The organism is Peribacillus muralis (assembly GCF_001439925.1).
Lineage (GTDB): Bacteria > Bacillota > Bacilli > Bacillales > DSM-1321 > Peribacillus > Peribacillus muralis.
Genome location: NZ_LMBV01000016.1, coordinates 19,965 through 39,656 on the forward strand (window position 1 = coordinate 19,965; position 19,692 = coordinate 39,656).

Consider the following 19,692-nt stretch of genomic DNA (forward strand, 5'->3'; position numbering starts at 1 on the left):
TTGGCAGTTATATCTCCGAAAAAAGAAATATATCAACGAACCCCGCAGTTATATCTTCGAAAAAAGAGATATATCGACGAAATCAGACGTTATATCTCCGAAAAAGAGATATATCAACGAAATCCGCAGTTATATAAACGAAAAAGTAAATATATCAACGAAATCAGACGTTATATCTCCGAAAAAGAGATATATCAACGAAATCCGCAGTTATATCTCCGAAAAAAGAGATATATCAACGAAATCCGCAGTTATATCTCCGAAAAAAGAAATATATCAACGAACCCCGCAACTAACCAATGATTAAGCTAATATTTACCAAGGCTCAATTCACTGAGTGAGACCATATTAAATAAAGACTAAATGAAGTTTCCTGCTTTAGTTTCAACATACATATAATGGGGGTTGAAGATGGATATAGTATTAGCGCTCTTGCCGGCAGTATTCTGGGGAAGCATCGTATTATTCAATGTGAAACTGGGGGGCGGACCTTATAGCCAAACACTGGGGACAACGATCGGTGCCTTGATTTTTGCAATTGGCGTTTATATTTTTGCCGATATCCAGCTATCACTTTTGGTATTTGGGGTCGGCGTCGTATCCGGTTTGTTTTGGGCTGTTGGACAAGCTAATCAGCTGAAAAGCATCGATTTAATGGGCGTATCCAAAACGATGCCGATCTCTACCGGTTTGCAGCTCATTTCGACCACATTATTCGGGGTCATCGTTTTTCACGAATGGTCTACCATGAAGGCCGTTATTTTAGGCGTTTTGGCATTAGTTTTCATTATTATAGGAATTGTCCTGACTTCTTTGGAAGATAAAGAATCAAAAGAGGGAAAATCGGGAAACTTGAAAAAAGGAATCATTATACTCCTCATTTCGACATTCGGTTATTTGGTTTATGTGGTCGTGGCCCGTCTTTTTAATGTTGACGGCTGGTCAGCGTTATTTCCCCAAGCGATAGGGATGGTGATGGGCGGACTATTGTTGACGTTCAAACATAAACCGTTTAACAAGTATGCGATTCGCAATATCATTCCTGGTTTGATCTGGGCTGCTGGAAACATGTTTTTATTCATTTCCCAACCTCGAGTCGGCGTGGCTACAAGTTTTTCCCTATCACAAATGGGCATCGTCATTTCAACGCTCGGAGGAATCATCATATTACGTGAGAAGAAAACAAGACGCCAACTGATTGGAATTGTTATCGGAATTATTTTAATCATCATAGCAGGGGTTATGCTCGGACTGGCAAAAAGTTAATTGGAGGGTGATGTAATGTATAAAGATTTAGAAGGTAAGGTAGTTGTGATTACCGGCTCATCCACTGGTCTGGGCAAAGCGATGGCGATTCGCTTTGCTCAGGAAAAGGCAAAGATCGTGGTAAATTATCGCTCCAAACCTGAGGAAGCGGATAGTGTATTGGAAGAAATCAAATCAGACGGCGGGGAAGCGATAGCCGTGAAAGGTGATGTCACCGTTGAAGAGGATGTAATTAACCTCGTCCAATCAGCAGTAAACAAATTCGGTAAACTGGATATATTCATCAATAATGCAGGAATAGAAAACCCTGTTCCATCTCATGAGATGCCGTTAAGCGATTGGAATAAAGTGATCAATACCAACTTAACTGGCAACTTCCTGGGCTGCCGTGAAGCGATCAAGTACTATGTGGAAAATGACATTAAAGGGAATGTGATCAACATGTCCAGTGTTCATGAGATGATTCCATGGCCTTTATTCGTTCACTATGCAGCAAGCAAGGGAGGCGTGAAACTGCTTACGGAAACGTTGGCTCTTGAATATGCGCCAAAAGGAATCCGTGTCAACAGCATCGGTCCCGGAGCCATCGCTACGCCCATAAATGCGGATAAGCTTGAAGACCCTGAAAAGAAAAAGGACCTCGAAAGCATGATTCCAATGGGGTATATCGGAAAGCCTGAGGAAATTGCCGCGGTTGCTGTGTGGCTGGCATCCTCTGAATCCAGTTATGTAACGGGCATCACTTTATTCGCCGATGGCGGGATGACCAAATATCCTTCGTTCCAAGCCGGAAGGGGTTAAAGGAAGCTCCGCAGCAAATACTCCACATAAGGTTTCGGAATGATACCCATTCCGGAACCTTTTTATCCTTCAATATCCTTGAAAGCTCCTTGGGCAGAAGGGTGCTTCCTTACCGAAGGATTTTTTATTTTTACATGCTCTGAATTTCAACAGGGTTAATCAACAAATGCATGCCTGCGACTTAACGTCCAAATTCGATACGGTTAATACAGTTTATTGCTCATACACCAGCGTAACAAGCCTAAAGCATATGAAAGCGAGTGCGTGGAGAGGAAATCAACGGTGTAAAGGTAATTCTTCCAAAACAAAAAACAATTATTATTGCTCGGTTGATTGTGACAGGTGCTGCAATGATTATATTTATTGGTTAAGCAATAATGCATAAGATGATAGTTTAATAGTAGTACAAAGTTGTTGGAGTTAAAAAAAAGCTAAAGCGCCAAGCGAGAAATGATATTACTTAACATAGCGCTCAATCCTTGTTAAATAAAGTTAATACTAAATTATGAATTTATTAATCTATCGTAAATCTTTTGTTAATAATTACTAGATAAACTAAATATTGAATACAAATAAGGAGGAAATAAAAATGAAAAAAGTATTAGTAACGTTACCGGTAATTACAATGTTAGTATCGGGGGTTTCTTACAGTACCGCAGATGCAAGGAGTGCAGTAGGCTATTTACCAGATGATCCAAAATCAAACCCCACTTCAGAAGTAAAACCAGAAGAGGAACCAAAACAAGAAGAAGTAGTTGAAAACAATAACGGAAGTGCAGTAGGCCATCTGCCAAGTAATCCAGAATCAAATCCCACTTTAGAAGTAAAACCAGAAGAGGAACCAGAATCTAGTCCTTCAATTAATCGGAAATTTACTATTCTAGAAGGATACGCAGGTGATAATACAATAAAAGTTGAAAGTCCAGCGGCAGATCTAACTCTCAACTTTTACCGTAATAACAATTATGAGGGTTCAGGTGATATCTATTCTTTATTTTATGAAACTTGGGGTAACAAAGCCAGTTTCCATTATCCAGGTGAAGCATTAAAACTAGGTGACATTTTGCGAGTGGATACAGTAGATTCGTCCGGCCTAGTAACTAAAGGAAAAGAATTTAGTGTAAGTGATATGAGTGTAGCTGTAGATAAAGTAACTGTTAATAACCTTAAAGCTGGAGAAAACGTCACTATTGAAGGGGAAACAATGGATATAGCCCCTTATTATGAAATATATGTAAATGGAAAGCCGGTTAAATTTACTGTGAAAAATAAAGTTAACCCTAATGTATATTCAACAAAAGTTTTAAATTTAAACAAAGGAGATATTGTAACAGTTTATGCCAGTGATATGAATGCAACTAGCCGGTACGTTCATGGTTCTGTTACAACCATTGTGCAATGAATTTACCAAAATAACTTAAAAAATGGAACTCTTCTAACATAAAAAAACCGGAAATGTGAGTTTCAGACTGTGGACAAACTTGAACTGCCCCGTAAATGGTAGATTCCTATCTACCATTTACGAGGTGTTTTTTATGGCTAATTTTACAACCGAAGAGAAATATTTGTTTGATTATTCTTGAGTAGTGAAAATTTGTATAATCATTGCGCATTCAGGCAAAGTCAAACTACCTGTCCCCAATATAGAGGGACAGGTAGTTTGGGTGTTTTTTCTAAGTCTTATTCAAAGATCCTCAACGAGTATGATGATTATACCATTCTATGAAGTTATCTACGACCGTATCGATGAATTGTACAGTCGATTCGTGTGTGAGGCTTCCGTCACTGTCGATTTTATCATGCACGGCTCCTACATATACTTCATTCCCTGGTAGGAGTGGTGAGGAGATACCTAGTGCGAATAAGATATCACGTAAATGCAATTGGGCTTTAACCGTTCCTAGCTGTCCCATTGACGCACCCATGATCCATGATGGTTTGCCGATCAAGACTTTGTCCACACGTGATAACCAATCGATGCTATTGCCCAATACGCCAGGAATCGTCCCATTGTATTCAGGCGTTACCCAAAGTACTGCGTCCGCATCAGCCACTTTGCCTTTAAATTCTTTCACGACGGCAGGAGGATCGTTTTCAATATCTTGATCATAATAAGGTAAATCGCGAATGTTTAAGATTTCCAGATCGAACCGATCTTGATACCTAGTTTGAATATATTTGGCAAGCTTTAGGTTATAAGACTCTTTACGAATACTTCCCACTATTGCAACAACTTTCACCTTCATTACCTCCAAATGTTTATTTGAAAACAGAATATTGCCCACTTACACATTATAAGTGGATTTCCAATGAAAGGGAAAAAAGATGCTTAGACGCTTCAATTTGAAGGACTTTGGTGGTTCAATGAGTATTCCACCCATCCTTTTGCTTCTTCAAGTTGTTCTTTTATCCTTTCTCCTACAACATGTTTAAGTTTATTTTTGTCCATTAAGTTATCGATTTGTTTAATGATTGAATTAAACTCTTTATCCATATGTTCTGGATTTTTATGAATGGCTTTATTTAATCGTTTGAGAGATTGCTTTAGAGCCTTTCCTTCTTTTTTATCGAGAGCTCCTTGCTCCACGTATATGTCACTTATTTGTCTTTCGATTTCTGTTAATAGGGTTTGAGTAGCTAAGATCGGTTCTTCTCCAGGGTTTAGAGCCTTTTCACGCCATGGTCCTTTTCCTAATGCATCAACTGAAGGGGCACTTGCTTGACCGAATGCGAACATATTCACCCCAGACGTTCCATGTTTCGCAGATAAGACATCGTCCACATTCCCCATCTCATCAAGATGATGGTAGAAAGAATAAATTCCGGTATAGTACATCGTCCCAGCAGGCATTAGCTTTTTGCTGTCTTGAACGGTTCTTTGGATACTATTGAAGTCATGCCCATACGCCTGTGGAATGACACCATCTATATCATCTTTCCAATCGCTAATCAATACCGCTTCTGGACCTGGTTCAGGTGTTGCTGTCATCATGAATTTCTGGTTGATATCTTTGGCTTGATCATGTAACTTCGCAACGAATTCATTTTCTTTTATACGCAACCAGGTTGTCCAATCTTCCCATTGTTCCGGGTTTGTCGCTGGGTTGAGGGTGACTGGATCAATACCAGTCTGTTCCTTATACAGATCCCGAACTTTTGTGCTAAAGCCGTAGCTTTTTTCAAAATCATGATGCGGATAGCGCATATAATCTATATTCAAACCTTTTATTTCGTAGTTGAGCTGCATTTCCTTGTATATGGCTAGCATGAATTTTTGTACTTCTGGTTGTGCGATATCCAACCAATAGTATTTGCTTGATGTATCAGGGAGTGGTTTTCCTGTATTGTTTTGTCGTTGGATGGCTGCCCAGTCAGGGTGGTTTTTAAATGCTGGTGGAGTTCCTAAACTGCTTTCACCGACCATAAATCCATCTGTCCATGCTTGAACGGTAAGTCCTCGCTTTCTTCCTTCTTGCACATAGGCAGCTAACAAATCCTTACCATAACCACCGTATTCGCCATTCTGAAACCTTGGGTGTTGACCTGGCATACCATACTTCTCCATCACTTTACTAGGGTAAATGGTATAGCCATGGAATGTAGTTTCAAGATAGACTGAATTGAATCCCGCCTCTTCCATACGGTCAAGTACTTGTTTGACACTCTCAAGTGTCGTTTCCTCAGGACGATACCAAATGGCGCGTTGTTCCGCTGCATTCGATGGCAAAGAATAATAGTAGGCGTCATAAGCAGACTGGGTTGCTTGCCGTGTGAAGTCAAGCGCTTTAACGGGGTCACTTTCCTTTACTGTTTCTGCTTCATTTAATAGCTTTTCAGACTTGGCGATCGACATCTTCGCCTTATTCATAGCAACATCCAAATAATTAGTTTTGGCTTTTTCCATAGATGCTTTAGCTTGTTGAATGGCTTGCTCACTTTGATACGCATAACTATCAACATCTTGAATGATTTTTACAGAGCCATTTTCGTCTACAGTGACTTTAGAGCCTATAATCGAATTGGATGTAAGCCATTTCGCAGCTATACCATGTCCGCTCACAACATACCCGTTTGCCGGAATGCGGGATCCACCGCCTCCTAATTTTGTAACGACCCCATTTTCAACGGTAATTTCGTAACCAAATGCATTGGTTTTCGTGGTTTCTCCAAAAGATGGATGATAGACAATTAACTGATCAGGACCTCTAAACCCGTCGAACGGTGCTCCAGCTGGATTGGTTGCCGCTGTAGGGTCGATGGCATTGGCGACTTTTTCTTCCTCCTTCACGACAGGTTCCAATAGTGTAACTGTTTCTCCACTTTCTAATTGTATGAGAAAGGAATCTATCTCGGCAGTTGTCTTAGCCCCTGTAGATAGAACAAGGCCATTCTGGGGAATTGGGCTATCTCCATCGGTCTTGTTTTTCACCCGATATGTATTAAGTCCCGTCTTTTCAAGGATGATTTCTTTACTGCCTTTCTTCGTTTCTGTGTAATAACTGAATGTGTCGTTAAAAACGATCAATTTGTTTTCATTGGCAAGCTGATTTGTTCCGCCAACGATCATGTGATCCCCAGATTGATCCTTAATGGTTAATACATCGACAGAAGTACTTTGATCTTGGGCTGTAACGCTGCTTACCATTCCTAAAGATGATAGTACTAGACTTGAAGCAAAGATAGAGCTACTGATCACTCTCAATTTTTTACTCATAATTTGTGCTCCTTTTCGTTTATTGGTTAAGTGCTGAAGTAGGTTCTAGTTGGACAAACAGAAGAATGGCGAAGGTAATCCCATAGGTCGAATTTTCAGAAAACGCTTTCAAGGAAACTATAAACAAAGTTTACATATTTAACAACTTAATTTTTAAAAAAATTTTTAGATTATTTTATATTATGAAATTAATTTTCATATATAGAACTTTTGTTCAATACGGATTCAACGAAATGTAAGGCATAGTTTTAAGAAGGCCATCGATACAATTGCTTTGACCGAGGTTATCCGGCGAAATGTAAAAAGTAAGACCGAAAATGAAATTAATTTTCAAGATTTAAAAAATTTAAAAAATAATTTTCTAAAACCATTGAAGTGGGATTAATTCTCATTTATTATGAATAGTAAGAAAACGTTTTCAAGAAAAATATATTAAAAGGGGGACTGGAAATGGGAAAACAGATTAATAAGGTCGTTACCGGTACTTTAGTGGCTGCACTTTCAATGGGTTTAATGGCGGGGTGTAATAAGGAAGGCGCCAAAGATGCGAGCACTTCGAAATCTGGAGAGTTGACCGGTGAAGTAACACTCTGGACGGCATCATTGGCAGGGGAGCCGTTTGATACATATTTTGATGAGCTTGAGAAAAAATTCGAAAAGCTTCATCCTGATTTGGATGTCACGATAGAGGACATTCCGCAAAACGAAATGGAGCAAAAAGTACTAACATCACTAACGGGTAATGATGTTCCGGACGTGGTCAACTTAAATCCACACTATATGTCTAATATTGCAGCTCAAGGTGGCTTATTGGACTTAACCGGTATGGTAAGTGATAAAACGAAGAATTCTTTCGTAGAAGGTCCATACAAATCAGGTATATATGAAGATAAATTGTACGCATTGCCTTGGTATTTAACGACAACAATTTCTTGGTATAACGGAGATCATTTTGACCAAGCAGGAATTAAAGAATTGCCGACAACGATAAAAGACATCTATGATACGGCAAAGGCTATAACGGACAAAACAGGAAAACCTTCTTATTATCCAGTAATCAATGACGGAAATACGATTATGGAGAAAATGGTTTCCCTTTCGAACGGAAAACCGATGGTGAAAGATGGAAAAGCAGTGTTTGAAAGCAACAAAGACATTATCGATTATTTCACATATACACAAAAGATGTATAAGGAAGGGTTAATCCCTCAAGAAACAGCGGAAGGATCGTTAAAAACGGGCCAAGAGCTGTTCATGGCGGGTAATACATCATTCCTGGAAGGTGGCGTAACGTTTTTAGGACCAATAGAATCTGGTGCGCCAGACGTATATAAAGCATCCAAAGCCGGTCAACCGTTAGAGTCTGAAAGTGCACCAGTGAACGTTGCGGTCATGAACTTCGCAGTACCGGCAAAAACAAAAAACAAAGAAGCTGCTGTTGCACTGGCTGAATTTGTTACTAATGCGGAAAACCAATTGGAATTTTCGAAAACGGCAGGAACGGTTTTACCTGCTACGAAAAATTCTTTAGAGGATGATTACTTCAAAAATCCTGGGGAATCACCGAAGGCACTTGGTATGCTACAGGCATCTGAGTCATTAGAGCGTGCAAAGGTACTAATTCCACCAACGGAAAGCAGCGCTGAATTACGTGAATCGACAAAGAATATTTTTGTTAAGAACTTACAAGGTAAGCTAACACCTGAAGAAGCTGTCAAACAACTATCATCAGAATGGAATAAAGCATTTGAAAAGTCAGATGAAAAAGTGACATTTTAATGAAGGGAAAAGCGGATAGCTTTGTAAAAGAAGCTATCTTCTTTTTTAAAAGGAGAGAGAAACATGAGCAGGGAACCTGTTGTACTTCCGAATGCTAAAGTGAAAGTCGGCACGCAAAAGAAAAGTAGACTAAGTATGCGACATGTGGCACCGTGGTTCTTTTTAATACCATCACTTTTAATTTTGGGAACATTCCTCATCATACCAATCTTAGAAGCCTTTCAATGGAGTTTATTGGACTATAAAATCATTGCGGGTACTGGTGAATTCGTTGGATTAAGTAACTTTAAAGAGATTTTTACGGATGCTAATTTTTGGTTGGCGTTATTGAACACGTTCATTTTCTTAATCATCGTGCTGCCACTGAATGTCTTTTTACCAATGATTTTGGCGGTTTTGGTGAACCAAAAGATCAGGGGTGTTTCCACGTTCCGCATTCTCTACTATTTGCCCGTTGTAACACCAATGGTTGTAGCGGCATTAATGTGGAAAATGCTGTACTCACAAAGTGGAATCATTTCAGGGATTTTAGTAAAGCTAGGTCTCTTTGATTCTCCAACAAACCTACTCATTCAATCTTCCACAGCGTTATTCGCGGTATCGATGATCACAGTTTGGAAAGGGCTTGGATATTATATGATCATCTATTTAGCAGGTCTGCAATCCATCCCAAAGGATGTGTATGAATCTGCCAGTATCGATGGTGCTTCCGTATTCCAACAATTTAGGAATATTACCATTCCCATGCTTGCACCGTCTGTTACATTGGTATCTGTCATGACAATTATCGCCGGTATGAAGGTGTTTGAAGAAATCGCCTTAACCACAGGTGGCGGACCTTCTGGTGCGACGACCACTCTTGTTATGTATATATACAAAAAATTCATGAATTTGGATGTTAGCATCGCTTCGGCAGCAGGAATAGTCTTATTAGTTCTCGCTATTGGTGCATCCTTGCTTCAAATGAAATTAACTAGTAGCCGCGAAGATGATTTAAGAGCGTAAATAGATAGGAGAGAACATGATGAAATCGAAGCAATTCAATCAAAGAATGTGGCTCTATACTCTAATGATCTTTATCACGATTATCACTGTAGGTCCTTTTTTGATTACCTTGTTCATGTCATTAAAAGCAGCAAATGAAGGGATTTACAGCAGTATACTTCCAGCTTCCCCTACTCTAGAAAACTTCGTAACCGCTTTTGATAAAGCCAATTTCGGTATGTATTTTTTAAACACCCTGGTGGTAACGGTAATAGCGATTCCACTAAATTTATTATTTTGCAGTTTGGCTGCCTACCCGCTAGCGCGTATGGACTTTAGGGGAAGAAGTGTTGTTTTGGCGGTAATCATTTCCACGATGATGGTGCCTTTTCAACTGTATATGGCGCCTTTATTCCAACTTGCCGGTAGCCTTGGCTTACAAAATACACATATTGGCTTGGTCGTCATGCAAGTATCAACGGCCTTTGGTATATTCTTGATGCGCCAAGCCTTTTTAAGAATCCCTAAAGAGCTTGAAGAGTCAGCCTATCTGGACGGTGCGAATAAATTTAAAGTGTGGTATTTAGTTGCTTTACCGCTAGTGAAACCTACTTTGGTTACACTTGCCATCTTCACCTTCATGGGTACGTGGGGGGATTATTTATGGCCACTGCTTAACTCCACTGAAAGCAGCATGTATACCTTGTCGATTGGTTTAGCTCAGCTTTCACAAAATTTCGATGGCTCCAATTTGAAATTAATAAGTGCGGCTTCGATATTAACGACAATCCCTACTTTATTAATTTTTATCTGGCTGCAAAAATACTTTATTTCCGGGGCAACGGACGGCGCGGTAAAAGGATAAAGAAGCAATGATTTAAAAGAGAAGTTGAATTATGTGAAAAAAACGTCAAGCATTCTAACTGAAAATTTTTGTTTAAGTAAATCCACGAATGGAAGAGGGGAATGAAGGTGCGTACAATCTCTTTTTTTGGTCGGGAATTGCCGGTTATTTGGGATATTGATTGCGTTGTGGTTGGAGGAGGAACAGGCGGGGCGGCAACAGCGATCGCCGCTTTAGAAGAAGGCATTGGGACACTTGTCATAGAGAAAACGATTTCTTTAGGAGGTACTCAAACGAATGCGTTAGTTTCTCCGATGATGCCGACTTACGTAAACGGACAGCGTGTGAATCAATTGATCATCGAACGGTTACATAAAGAGCAAATCGATACGTTTGATGGGACCACTGCCTGTAGTTGGTTTAACGTTGAAACGTTAAGCTATGTATTGGAGCGGTTGATTATTGAGCGTGGTGGGCATCTATTATATGATGCCAATTATGTAGATTGTCTAAAAGAAGGCAAACAAATTACCCATATCATCGTAAACACATGCAACGGACTAGTTGCGATCAAAGGAAAGACATTTGTCGATGCAACAGCAGATGCCGTTCTGTCAAGAACAGCTGCAGTCCCTGTTGAATCTGGCAACCAAGACGGGCAAAACCAGCAAATTTCGTTCCGCTTCGAAATGGGTGGCATCGATATAGCGTCTTTGCGGGAATTTATCTTATCTCGAAACGAAACGTTTTGCAAAATTGAGAACCCGAAGTTCTTCGAGATTGTAATGGTTCCAGGAAAAGGTCATGTGTTAGAACCATTTTTTCAAAAAGGCTTACAAAATGGAGATTTACAGGAAGAAGATTTGCGTTATTTTCAAGCATTCACTCAACCTGGAAAACCTACAGTCATGTCTTTTAATTGCCCTCATATCCCTGATATTTATCAAACGACAGATCCTGTTCTTCGTTCAGAAGCAGTTACGAAAGGGCGTATGATGATTCGCAGATTATCAAACTTCTTAATGAATTATATCCCAGGATTTAAGCATGCTTTCTTATTAAAGGAAGCAACGCAACTTGGCATTCGCGAATCGTACCGAATTATCGGGCAATACGTATTAACGGAAAAGGACTATGTGAACCGCGCTCGATTTAATGACGGAATTGCTCGGGGCGATTGGTATATCGACGTGCATAGCGTCAGTAAAGTAAGTGTGGAAGAAGCTCGGTTGTCTCGTGGTGAGTATTATGAAATACCATACAGGTCATTGATTACCCATGAAGTGAGTAACTTAATCATTGTCGGCCGTCATGTTTCAAGCACATTTCTCATGCAGGCATCCTTACGTATCCAGCCGACCATTCGGGATATGGCGCAAGCAGCAGGGCTCGCATGCGCTTATTCAATTAAACATCATATAGAGCTCAATAAAATCGATGGTGCGCTTCTTAAGCAACAGCTCGTTGTAATGGGGGAGTAAATATGAAAAACATTAAAGAGGTACATGTGTTAAATCATACACATTGGGATCGTGAATGGTATGAAACGTTTGAAGAATTCCGTTATAAATTGCGAAACGGGCTACGTTATGTCCAGGGTTTATTGGATTCAGGAAATCTTGATAATTTTTTTCTGGATGGGCAAACGATCGTTTTAGATGACTATCGAGACATTGTAAGCCAAGATGAATATGAGCGTCTTGTATCATTCATTAAAGAAGGGAAGATTGAAGTCGGGCCGTGGTACTTGTTAGCTGATGAGTTTCTCGTTTCCGGTGAATCGATCTTAAAGAACTTAGAAATTGGCATCAAAAAATCAAAGGCCTATCAATCTGCCTATAATATTGGATATTTGCCAGATACGTTTGGCCATAACAGCCAAATGCCCCAAATTTTCCGTGGATACAATATTGATACGGCCATCGTTTGGCGAGGGGCCATTTCAAGTACATTCGAAAATGCGTGGGAAGGTGCAGATGGAAGTAAGGTCTTTACATTTGTGTTGCCTCTTTTTGAAGGATATTATCAAACATTTTTAAAGCATGATGATTATGTTGAAAAGACCAAAACATACTTAGAAAGCAACTCGCCATATTTGACGTATGGACATGCATTAGTCATGAACGGAGCCGATCATACGTATACTTGTCCTGATATAAATGAACGGATCAATACATTAAATGACCGTAATAATGAAATTGAATTTAAGCAATCATTAATGTCTGATTATGTGCAATCATTCGCAGGAAAAGAACCGGTAGAAACAATCGTTGGTGAGCAACGCGACCCTTCTAAAATCTTTATTTTACCTGGGGTGTATTCAACACGTTCTTATCTAAAAAACCAAAATCAAATGTGTGAGGATCAAGCCATCGGTACAATGGAAGCACTGAATGTTTGGACAAACGGGAATACGAATTCAGCTCCATTCATCGAACATGTGTGGAAACTCATTTTGCAAAACCAGCCACATGATAGTATTTGTGGTTGTAGTGTAGATGAAGTTCATGCTGAGATGGAAACGAGGACACAAAAAGTATTAAGTGCGATTCGTCAATTTTCAAAAGACACATTGAATAATGAATATCCTTTTGAATTCTTGCAGGAAAATATAGAAAATGACTATCTTTATGTAATGAATAACACACCAATTGCAGACATCTATCCTGTGAAAACCGAGATCCTCATTCCAGCGGCTCTCGATCTAGGTGGAATCACCCTCATGTACGATTCAGAAGAAATAGCGTTTGATCTTATAAAAAAAGAAAAACGGGAAGTGTTTTTACGCCATATTTTAGCTGAACCTCATTATGCTGAATACGCAATATATGATGTCTCTTTCGTCTTACCCTTTGATGGAGTGGGGACAAAAAGAATTCGGATTGAGCGGGTTTGCATGGAAGCCGAGGTAATCAAAATTGTGGATGATAGTGGAATTGACAATGAATTTTATCGTATTCAATGCAGCGATAATGGATTAATCATAACAGATATAGAAACTAATAAAGTTTATGAAAATCAGCATCAATTTCTTTCCTCGTTAGATGCGGGAGATGCGTATAACTATTCTCCGCCTGTCAATGATCCATACAGCCTGGCGATAGTAAGTGGCGTTAGCGATATTGAAAAAGGGAAATCATATCAATCCATGACGCTTCATTATGAAATGAAGTTACCAGCTTCCTTGAATGAAAATCGAACAGGTCCAAGCGAAGAATATGTTGTCAATAAGATGACGACGACAATTACACTTCATCAAGGTAGACGATTTATATCATTCAAAACCAAAATCCATAATCAGGCAAAAGACCAAAAGCTACGAATTGGTTTTGCAACACCAAAAGCAGATGAAAGCTATGGGGATACCGCTTTTGATTTAGTAAAACGGCATACAATTAGGGAAAAGCTATGGGATATGCCTAAAAATAAAGAAGCGGTCATGAACCAATACCCAACCTATTCAACTGTATTGGCAATGGAGCATCAACTTGTGCATAGGGGCCTGCAAGAGTATGAAGTGGACCATTTTCAAGGAAATGATTTCATATTCCTAACGATGGTAAGAAGTGTTGGTTGGTTATCAAGACGAGATTTGCGTACCCGTGGAAATGGTGCAGCACCTGGCTTTGAAACACCAGGAGCTCAGTGTTTAGGAACGTACGAATTTGAGTATGGCCTAGTTCTAGGAAGTAGTCATCAGTCATTGAATACTGCAAAAGTGATGAGGCAGCAAATCTTAACCCAACAATCTTATCTTTTGAAAGAGGAACAAAAGTTGTTCAATCAATCTTCATCGACAATTGCATTCTCTTCATTCATTCAAAAAGAGAAGGATTCATTTGATATTCGAATGTTCAATCCAACTAACGAAAAGCAGTTTACACAATTAAAGCTTGGTTTTGAACCAACTACCATTTATGAAGTTGATTTTTCCGGGACAATAATTGAAAAATATGAAGCATCATCACAAATAACGATTGCATTCAATCCTAAACAAATAAAAACGATTCGCGTGAAAAGGAAAGAGTAGTAACAAATAACGTTTGCTCTTTTCTTGGAAATGAAGGTGAGAATTATGAGGAGATTTTTAGCATTTGATATCGGGGGAACATTACTCAAATATGGTGTGCTAACTGAAGAAGGAACATTTGTAGAGAAATGCGAATGCTTAACTGAAGCGCACTTGGGCGGACCAGCGATTCTCGATAAGGTAAAACAATTAGGGAAAACCTTAATTGATCAGCATACGATTAGTGGTATTTGTATTAGCACTGCCGGCCAAGTAGATTCAAATAAAGGAGAGATTTTATATGCATCTTCCTTTATTCCGGATTACACCGGTACGCCGTTAAAAAAAGAGTTAGAAACATTTTTTCATTTACCAGTGGAAGTTGAAAATGACGTAAACTGCGCAGGGTTAGCGGAGTCGTGGATTGGTACCGGCAGGGATGCGAAAAGTTTGTTTTGTCTAACGATCGGAACCGGCATCGGTGGCAGTTATATCATAGACAATAAATTGCACGCTGGACACAGCTTTAGTGCAGGGGAAATCGGTTATATCCCGATAGAAGGAAGTCAATTTCAAGATTTAGCTTCAACAAGGATATTGGTAAGAAATGTTGCTAAGCGTAAGGGAATTCCTGAAAGTGAGATTGATGGGAAAGAAATTTTCGCTTCTGCAAAGATGGGTGATGAGATTTGCATTCAGGAAATCAATCGTCTCGTTTACTATTTGGCTAAAGGAATAACAACCATCGCTTATATGATGAATCCAGAAATGATCATAATTGGCGGTGGTATCACAGCTCAAAAAGAGTATTTATATCCGCTCATTATGGCACAGCTGGAAAAAGACATCATGCCTGCTGTGTTAGATAAAGTGCAAATTGAAATAGCCCGGAATCTTAATGATGCAGGGATGATCGGAGCGCTTCGTCACTTTTTGCTCCAAGAGTCGTTAAAGCCGTTAAAAAGCATCACGACGATTATTGAGTCGAATACACATAAATTAACGAAACACGAGCAAAACATTGCCAAGTTCATCATTTTGAATTTAGAAAGCATGCCAAACAAGACGATATCCGAAATGTCACGTCAATTAAATTTATCAGAGGCGACGATTACAAGGTTTTGCAAGAAGCTAGAAATCGGATCTTACAACAAGCTACGATTAATGGCCAAAGAAGCTATTGTGAGCACCAGATTATATGACCAATCAGAAAACACGAGCTTGAGTTCAGTAAAACAGGCTTATACGAAAATGTTCAACAAATTCGATACGCTCAATGAGTTAGATGATATTCAACAATTTAAAGATCGATTAGTATCGGCAAAGAAAGTTTTTTTATACGGGGCAGGGGAAATGACCTTTGTAGCCAATCAATTAAAATATAAGTTATTGAAACTTGGTATGGAAGCAGACGCATTCTCCGATCACTATCAAATGGAAATATCTACGCACGTACTTGATCGAGAAACGGTTGTAATCGGTCTAAGTACATCAGGATATGATGCCCATATAGTAAACATGATGGAAAGAGCTAAAAGTATTGGCTCAACAACGATCGGAATTACGAGTCAACAAGACTCCCCTGTAGCCCTTGTTTCTGATATTCACTTGCTCGTACCTACCACTGATGAAATAGAAGGATATAGTAATTCAGCTAGTGAAGTGTGTGCATTTTACTTATTGGATGTCCTGTTAAAAGAAATTCAAAGTACCGGTGAAGTGATCAGCAAAAAAAATATTATGTAAAAGAGTTCAGAAATTAAGCGCATGGAGGAATCACGATGAATCTCATGGATTTATCACTTGAGCAACTGCAAACGTATCAACCTGAACAAACAAAGAAAAAAGATTTTGAACAGTTTTGGAATGATCGGAAGAATGAAAGTGCCCTTCAAGGTTTAAATATCATTATAGAACCAGTTTCGTATTATGTCCCAGGCGTTGAACGCTATTACGTTACCTTTAATGGATTTAGAAATTCACGTATACAGGCAACCTATTTAAAACCTGAGAAAGATGTTTATCCAAAATCGCCTGCAGTTGTAATCTTTCACGGATATAATTGGAACAATCTTCAGCCGCATTACGCATTCAAATATTTAATCCAAGGCATTCCCGTGATGTTAGTCGATGTCAGAGGGCAAAATGTTCATTCACCCGATCATAATCAATATAAAAATGGAGGTTCCTCTGGTTGGATGACACTTGGAATTACAGATCCGGATAACTATTACTTTAGTTATGTGTATATGGATTGTTATAGAAGCGTTGATGTTATCAGGGAATTATCAGGAAAGACGGATGTTTTTGTAGAGGGAGGAAGTCAGGGGGGCGCTCTAGCAGTTGCGACAGCTGCCTTGCAGGATGGCATATCGTACCTATTGGCTGATGTTCCTTTTCTTACACATTTTAAACGATCCATAGAAGTATCAACAGAAGGGCCTTATAACGAAATATATCACTATTTTAAACTGCATGATCCTTTACAAAAAAACCGCTCAGCCATTTTTGACACTTTAAGCTATGTGGATTGTATGAATCTAGCGAGTCTTGTTTCGTGCCCTTCGTTTATAGGTGTAGGATTAGAGGATAATGTGTGCCCGCCCTCTAGTGGATTTGCCTTATATCACCATTTAGGCGGTGAGAAGCAAATTCAAGAATATCCAGAATTTGGACACGAGTTACCAGCTGTACACGAAGAAAAGAAACTTCAATTTATCGCTTCAAGAAAGAAGTTTAAAAAGGAGTAATCGCATGAAAATTGTCTACGTACCCATTGATGAGCGACCATGTAATGTTGATTACATAAAAAATATTGCCCGTTCTTCATCAAATATGGAAGTAATTCTCCCAAGTGAAGAATTACTCGGGGCCAAAAAAGTTGCAGCTAATACGGGCCAGTTATGGAATTGGTTAAATAAAGCTGCGAGTAACGCAGATGCTATGATTTTAAGCATCGATATGTTGGTGTATGGCGGTTTACTGCCTTCCCGTTTGCATGATTTATCAATAGATACTGTGACAATGTGGATGGAAAGATTGCGTACCCTTCATAAAGCATATCCTAACGTGCCCATTTATGCCTCCAATTTAATCATGCGCACACCCAAATATAGCTCAAGTGATGAAGAACCAGACTATTATGAACAGTGGGGCCGTGAAATATTCATGCGTGCCTACTTATTAGATAAAAAAAATCGTGAGAAGTTGTCTGAAGATGAACAGGCACAGCTACAAGAGATTGTATCCTTGTTGCCCAAGTCATACATACAAGACTATGAATCTAGACGAGCATTCAATTCGCTAATAAACACGAGTCTGTTAGAGCTTGTCAAAGAAGGTGTGATTAAATTCTTATCGATTCCTCAGGATGATAGCGCGGAATATGGTTACACGGCAATGGACCAAAAGAAGGTTGTAGAGAAGCTAGAGCAATTACGCTTGTATAAGCAAGTGCATATATATCCTGGAGCGGACGAAGTAGGAGCGACTTTATTGGCTCGTGTATATAATGAATGGATGGGCAAAAGGCCAAGGATTTATCCGATTTGGAGTAGTACGCTTGGGCCCCAATTGATTCCTATGTATGAGGATCGCCCTTACGCTGAAAGTTTAAAGTCACATGTATTAGCGGCAGGCTGTCAATTAGTAACGAGCGCTGATGATGCAGATTTAATTCTTGCTTATAATACTCCAGGTCGTGTTATGCAAGAGGCGTGGGATCAACATAAAAAAGATATTACATACACAAGTTTTCGTAATATGTTAACCTTTGTTGATTCTATCAGAACGTTTATAGAATCCGGCAAAAAGGTGGTGGTTGCCGATGCTGCCTATGCGAACGGGGGAGATCGGGAATTAATTACACTTTTGGATGAAGAACGAATACTGGATAAATTGGTGTCCTATAAAGGATGGAATACGAATTGTAACACACTGGGTACAACCATTTGTCAAGGGGTTGTTGCTCTAAATGGCAAGGTGGACATCATCCAGGAAAATATCATTTATCATCTACTAGATGACTATTTTTATCAAACGGAAGTGAGAATGGATATGGTAACCAATTTTCTACCCAATCATAATCTAACGTACTTTAATCTGAACAATGAAGCGGGAGTTGTAAACAGAGAGAGAGATGTTCGATTAATGAGGCGTTACCATGACATGATTTTACATAGTTTTAATGGCATGAAACTTGAAACAATCAGCACCTTTGCGCCTTGGAATCGAATGTTTGAATGTGGAATGACCTTACAAATTGATAAGAGAGGGGGAGGAACATGTTAATAGCAATCAAAAAAGGATTAGTTGTATCTTGTCAGGCTTTGGAAGGGGAACCGTTATTCGGCTCTGATAATATGAAACGAATGGCAGATGCCGCAAAAAGAGGCGGGGCCGTTGGGATTCGTGCTAATGGTGTGGAGGATATTCGTAAGATTAAGGAATATGTTGACTTACCGATCATCGCCATCATTAAACAAGAGTATGAGGGTTCTAATGTGTATATAACTCCAACTTTAAAAGAAGTAGAAGCATTAGTGGAGCTTAATGTAGGATTAATAGCCGTAGATGCAACGAATCGTATGCGTCCAGGTAATGTGGATTTACCCACCTTCATGAAGGAAATCAAAACAAAATTCCCTAACCAACAATGGATGGCAGATTGTGCGACGCTAGAAGAATGCATGTTTGCCGAAGAATTAGGGTTTGATTGTGTCGGGACAACACTTCATGGATATACAGAAGATACAGTAGGAAAGAAACTGCATGAAAATGACTTTCAATTTTTAAAAGAGGTAGTGGAGCATCTGCATATACCAGTCATCGCCGAAGGGAATGTCATCACCCCCGATATGGCTATGAAAGCTTTAAACTATGGCGCACATTCAGTCGTGGTTGGAGGGGCGATTACACGACCTCAACAAATAACCGAGCGTTTTGTCGAAGAAATTCAATCGATAAAAAACACCTAATTCAATCAAGCGGAGTTATCCTAATGACATATGGGATAACTCTTTTTATTTTGACTACTTAATCCATCCGTTTTATCTGAAGGTGGCAATATGTTTAGAACTCAACGGCAGGTTTTTAATTGTGGAATATATAGGTATGACTAGATGTATATGACGGTTTGTCAATATAGCTGCAACACTTTTCCCAAAATGCTTCGTATGACTTTTTCAGCCAAGACATTTACTTGGGCAATGATCAATTAATGGAGGCTTCAACGTTAAATCGTGCGGCTCGTTCAGATAAGGTTTCAAAATTTCCTTCTTCTCATAAAAACTCATT

Annotated in this window: 15 protein-coding genes; 13 read left to right on the top strand and 2 right to left on the bottom strand. The window is 39.3% G+C overall.

The features are described from left to right. From ASU00_RS26360 to ASU00_RS17230, 4 genes are all read left to right on the top strand, one after another. The coding region (locus ASU00_RS26360; RefSeq protein ID WP_236712763.1) for a hypothetical protein at positions 1–303 on the top strand (303 nt) is incomplete at its 5' end. A gap of 108 nt (positions 304–411) precedes the next feature. After that, on the top strand, positions 412–1,266 hold the full coding sequence (locus ASU00_RS17220) for a RhaT/GlcU family sugar-proton symporter (RefSeq protein WP_057914715.1): 855 nt from the start codon (positions 412–414) through the stop codon (positions 1,264–1,266). Between the two features lie 15 nt (positions 1,267–1,281). Further along, a complete protein-coding gene (locus ASU00_RS17225) occupies positions 1,282–2,067 on the top strand; it encodes an SDR family oxidoreductase (protein WP_057914716.1) in 786 nt (261 codons plus the stop codon). 589 nt (positions 2,068–2,656) lie between these two features. Beyond that, positions 2,657–3,469: a hypothetical protein gene (locus ASU00_RS17230; protein ID WP_057914717.1), complete on the top strand. Its 813-nt coding sequence runs from the start codon at positions 2,657–2,659 to the stop codon at positions 3,467–3,469. A 292-nt stretch (positions 3,470–3,761) separates the two neighbouring features. Here ASU00_RS17230 and ASU00_RS17235 read toward each other — a convergent pair whose 3' ends face one another. Further along, entirely contained in the window at positions 3,762–4,307 is a 546-nt protein-coding gene (locus ASU00_RS17235) for an NADPH-dependent FMN reductase (protein ID WP_057914718.1), read from the bottom strand. A 98-nt stretch (positions 4,308–4,405) separates the two neighbouring features. Next, positions 4,406–6,781, bottom strand: coding sequence for a glycoside hydrolase family 10 protein (locus tag ASU00_RS17240; RefSeq protein WP_057914719.1), 2,376 nt, complete (start codon positions 6,779–6,781; stop codon positions 4,406–4,408). Between the two features lie 450 nt (positions 6,782–7,231). Between ASU00_RS17240 and ASU00_RS17245 the strand changes: the two genes are divergently transcribed. The 9 genes from ASU00_RS17245 (at position 7,232) to ASU00_RS17285 (ending at position 19,373) form a co-directional block, all read left to right on the top strand. After that, positions 7,232–8,560, top strand: a complete 1,329-nt coding sequence (locus ASU00_RS17245; RefSeq protein ID WP_057914720.1) for an ABC transporter substrate-binding protein — start codon at positions 7,232–7,234, stop codon at positions 8,558–8,560. Positions 8,561–8,623: 63 nt separating this feature from the next. After that, positions 8,624–9,565 carry a carbohydrate ABC transporter permease gene (locus ASU00_RS17250; protein WP_057914721.1) on the top strand — a complete coding sequence of 314 codons (942 nt, stop codon included), beginning with the start codon at positions 8,624–8,626 and terminating at the stop codon, positions 9,563–9,565. 19 nt (positions 9,566–9,584) lie between these two features. After that, positions 9,585–10,409 carry a carbohydrate ABC transporter permease gene (locus ASU00_RS17255; protein WP_057914722.1) on the top strand — a complete coding sequence of 275 codons (825 nt, stop codon included), beginning with the start codon at positions 9,585–9,587 and terminating at the stop codon, positions 10,407–10,409. Positions 10,410–10,516: 107 nt separating this feature from the next. Beyond that, positions 10,517–11,869: an FAD-dependent oxidoreductase gene (locus ASU00_RS17260; protein WP_057914774.1), complete on the top strand. Its 1,353-nt coding sequence runs from the start codon at positions 10,517–10,519 to the stop codon at positions 11,867–11,869. A 2-nt stretch (positions 11,870–11,871) separates the two neighbouring features. Next, positions 11,872–14,418: a glycoside hydrolase family 38 N-terminal domain-containing protein gene (locus ASU00_RS17265; RefSeq protein ID WP_057914723.1), complete on the top strand. Its 2,547-nt coding sequence runs from the start codon at positions 11,872–11,874 to the stop codon at positions 14,416–14,418. Between the two features lie 45 nt (positions 14,419–14,463). Further along, positions 14,464–16,143 carry an ROK family protein gene (locus tag ASU00_RS24655; RefSeq protein WP_082630405.1) on the top strand — a complete coding sequence of 560 codons (1,680 nt, stop codon included), beginning with the start codon at positions 14,464–14,466 and terminating at the stop codon, positions 16,141–16,143. Positions 16,144–16,178: 35 nt separating this feature from the next. Beyond that, positions 16,179–17,147, top strand: coding sequence for an acetylxylan esterase (locus tag ASU00_RS17275; RefSeq protein ID WP_057914724.1), 969 nt, complete (start codon positions 16,179–16,181; stop codon positions 17,145–17,147). A gap of 4 nt (positions 17,148–17,151) precedes the next feature. Next, the gene (locus tag ASU00_RS17280; protein ID WP_057914725.1) at positions 17,152–18,687 is read left to right on the top strand and encodes a DUF4127 family protein; all 1,536 of its coding nucleotides are present in this window, start codon (positions 17,152–17,154) and stop codon (positions 18,685–18,687) included. After that, on the top strand, positions 18,681–19,373 hold the full coding sequence (locus ASU00_RS17285; protein WP_057914726.1) for an N-acetylmannosamine-6-phosphate 2-epimerase: 693 nt from the start codon (positions 18,681–18,683) through the stop codon (positions 19,371–19,373). The genes ASU00_RS17280 and ASU00_RS17285 overlap by 7 nt, the downstream gene beginning before the upstream one ends. Positions 19,374–19,692 lie beyond the last annotated feature (319 nt).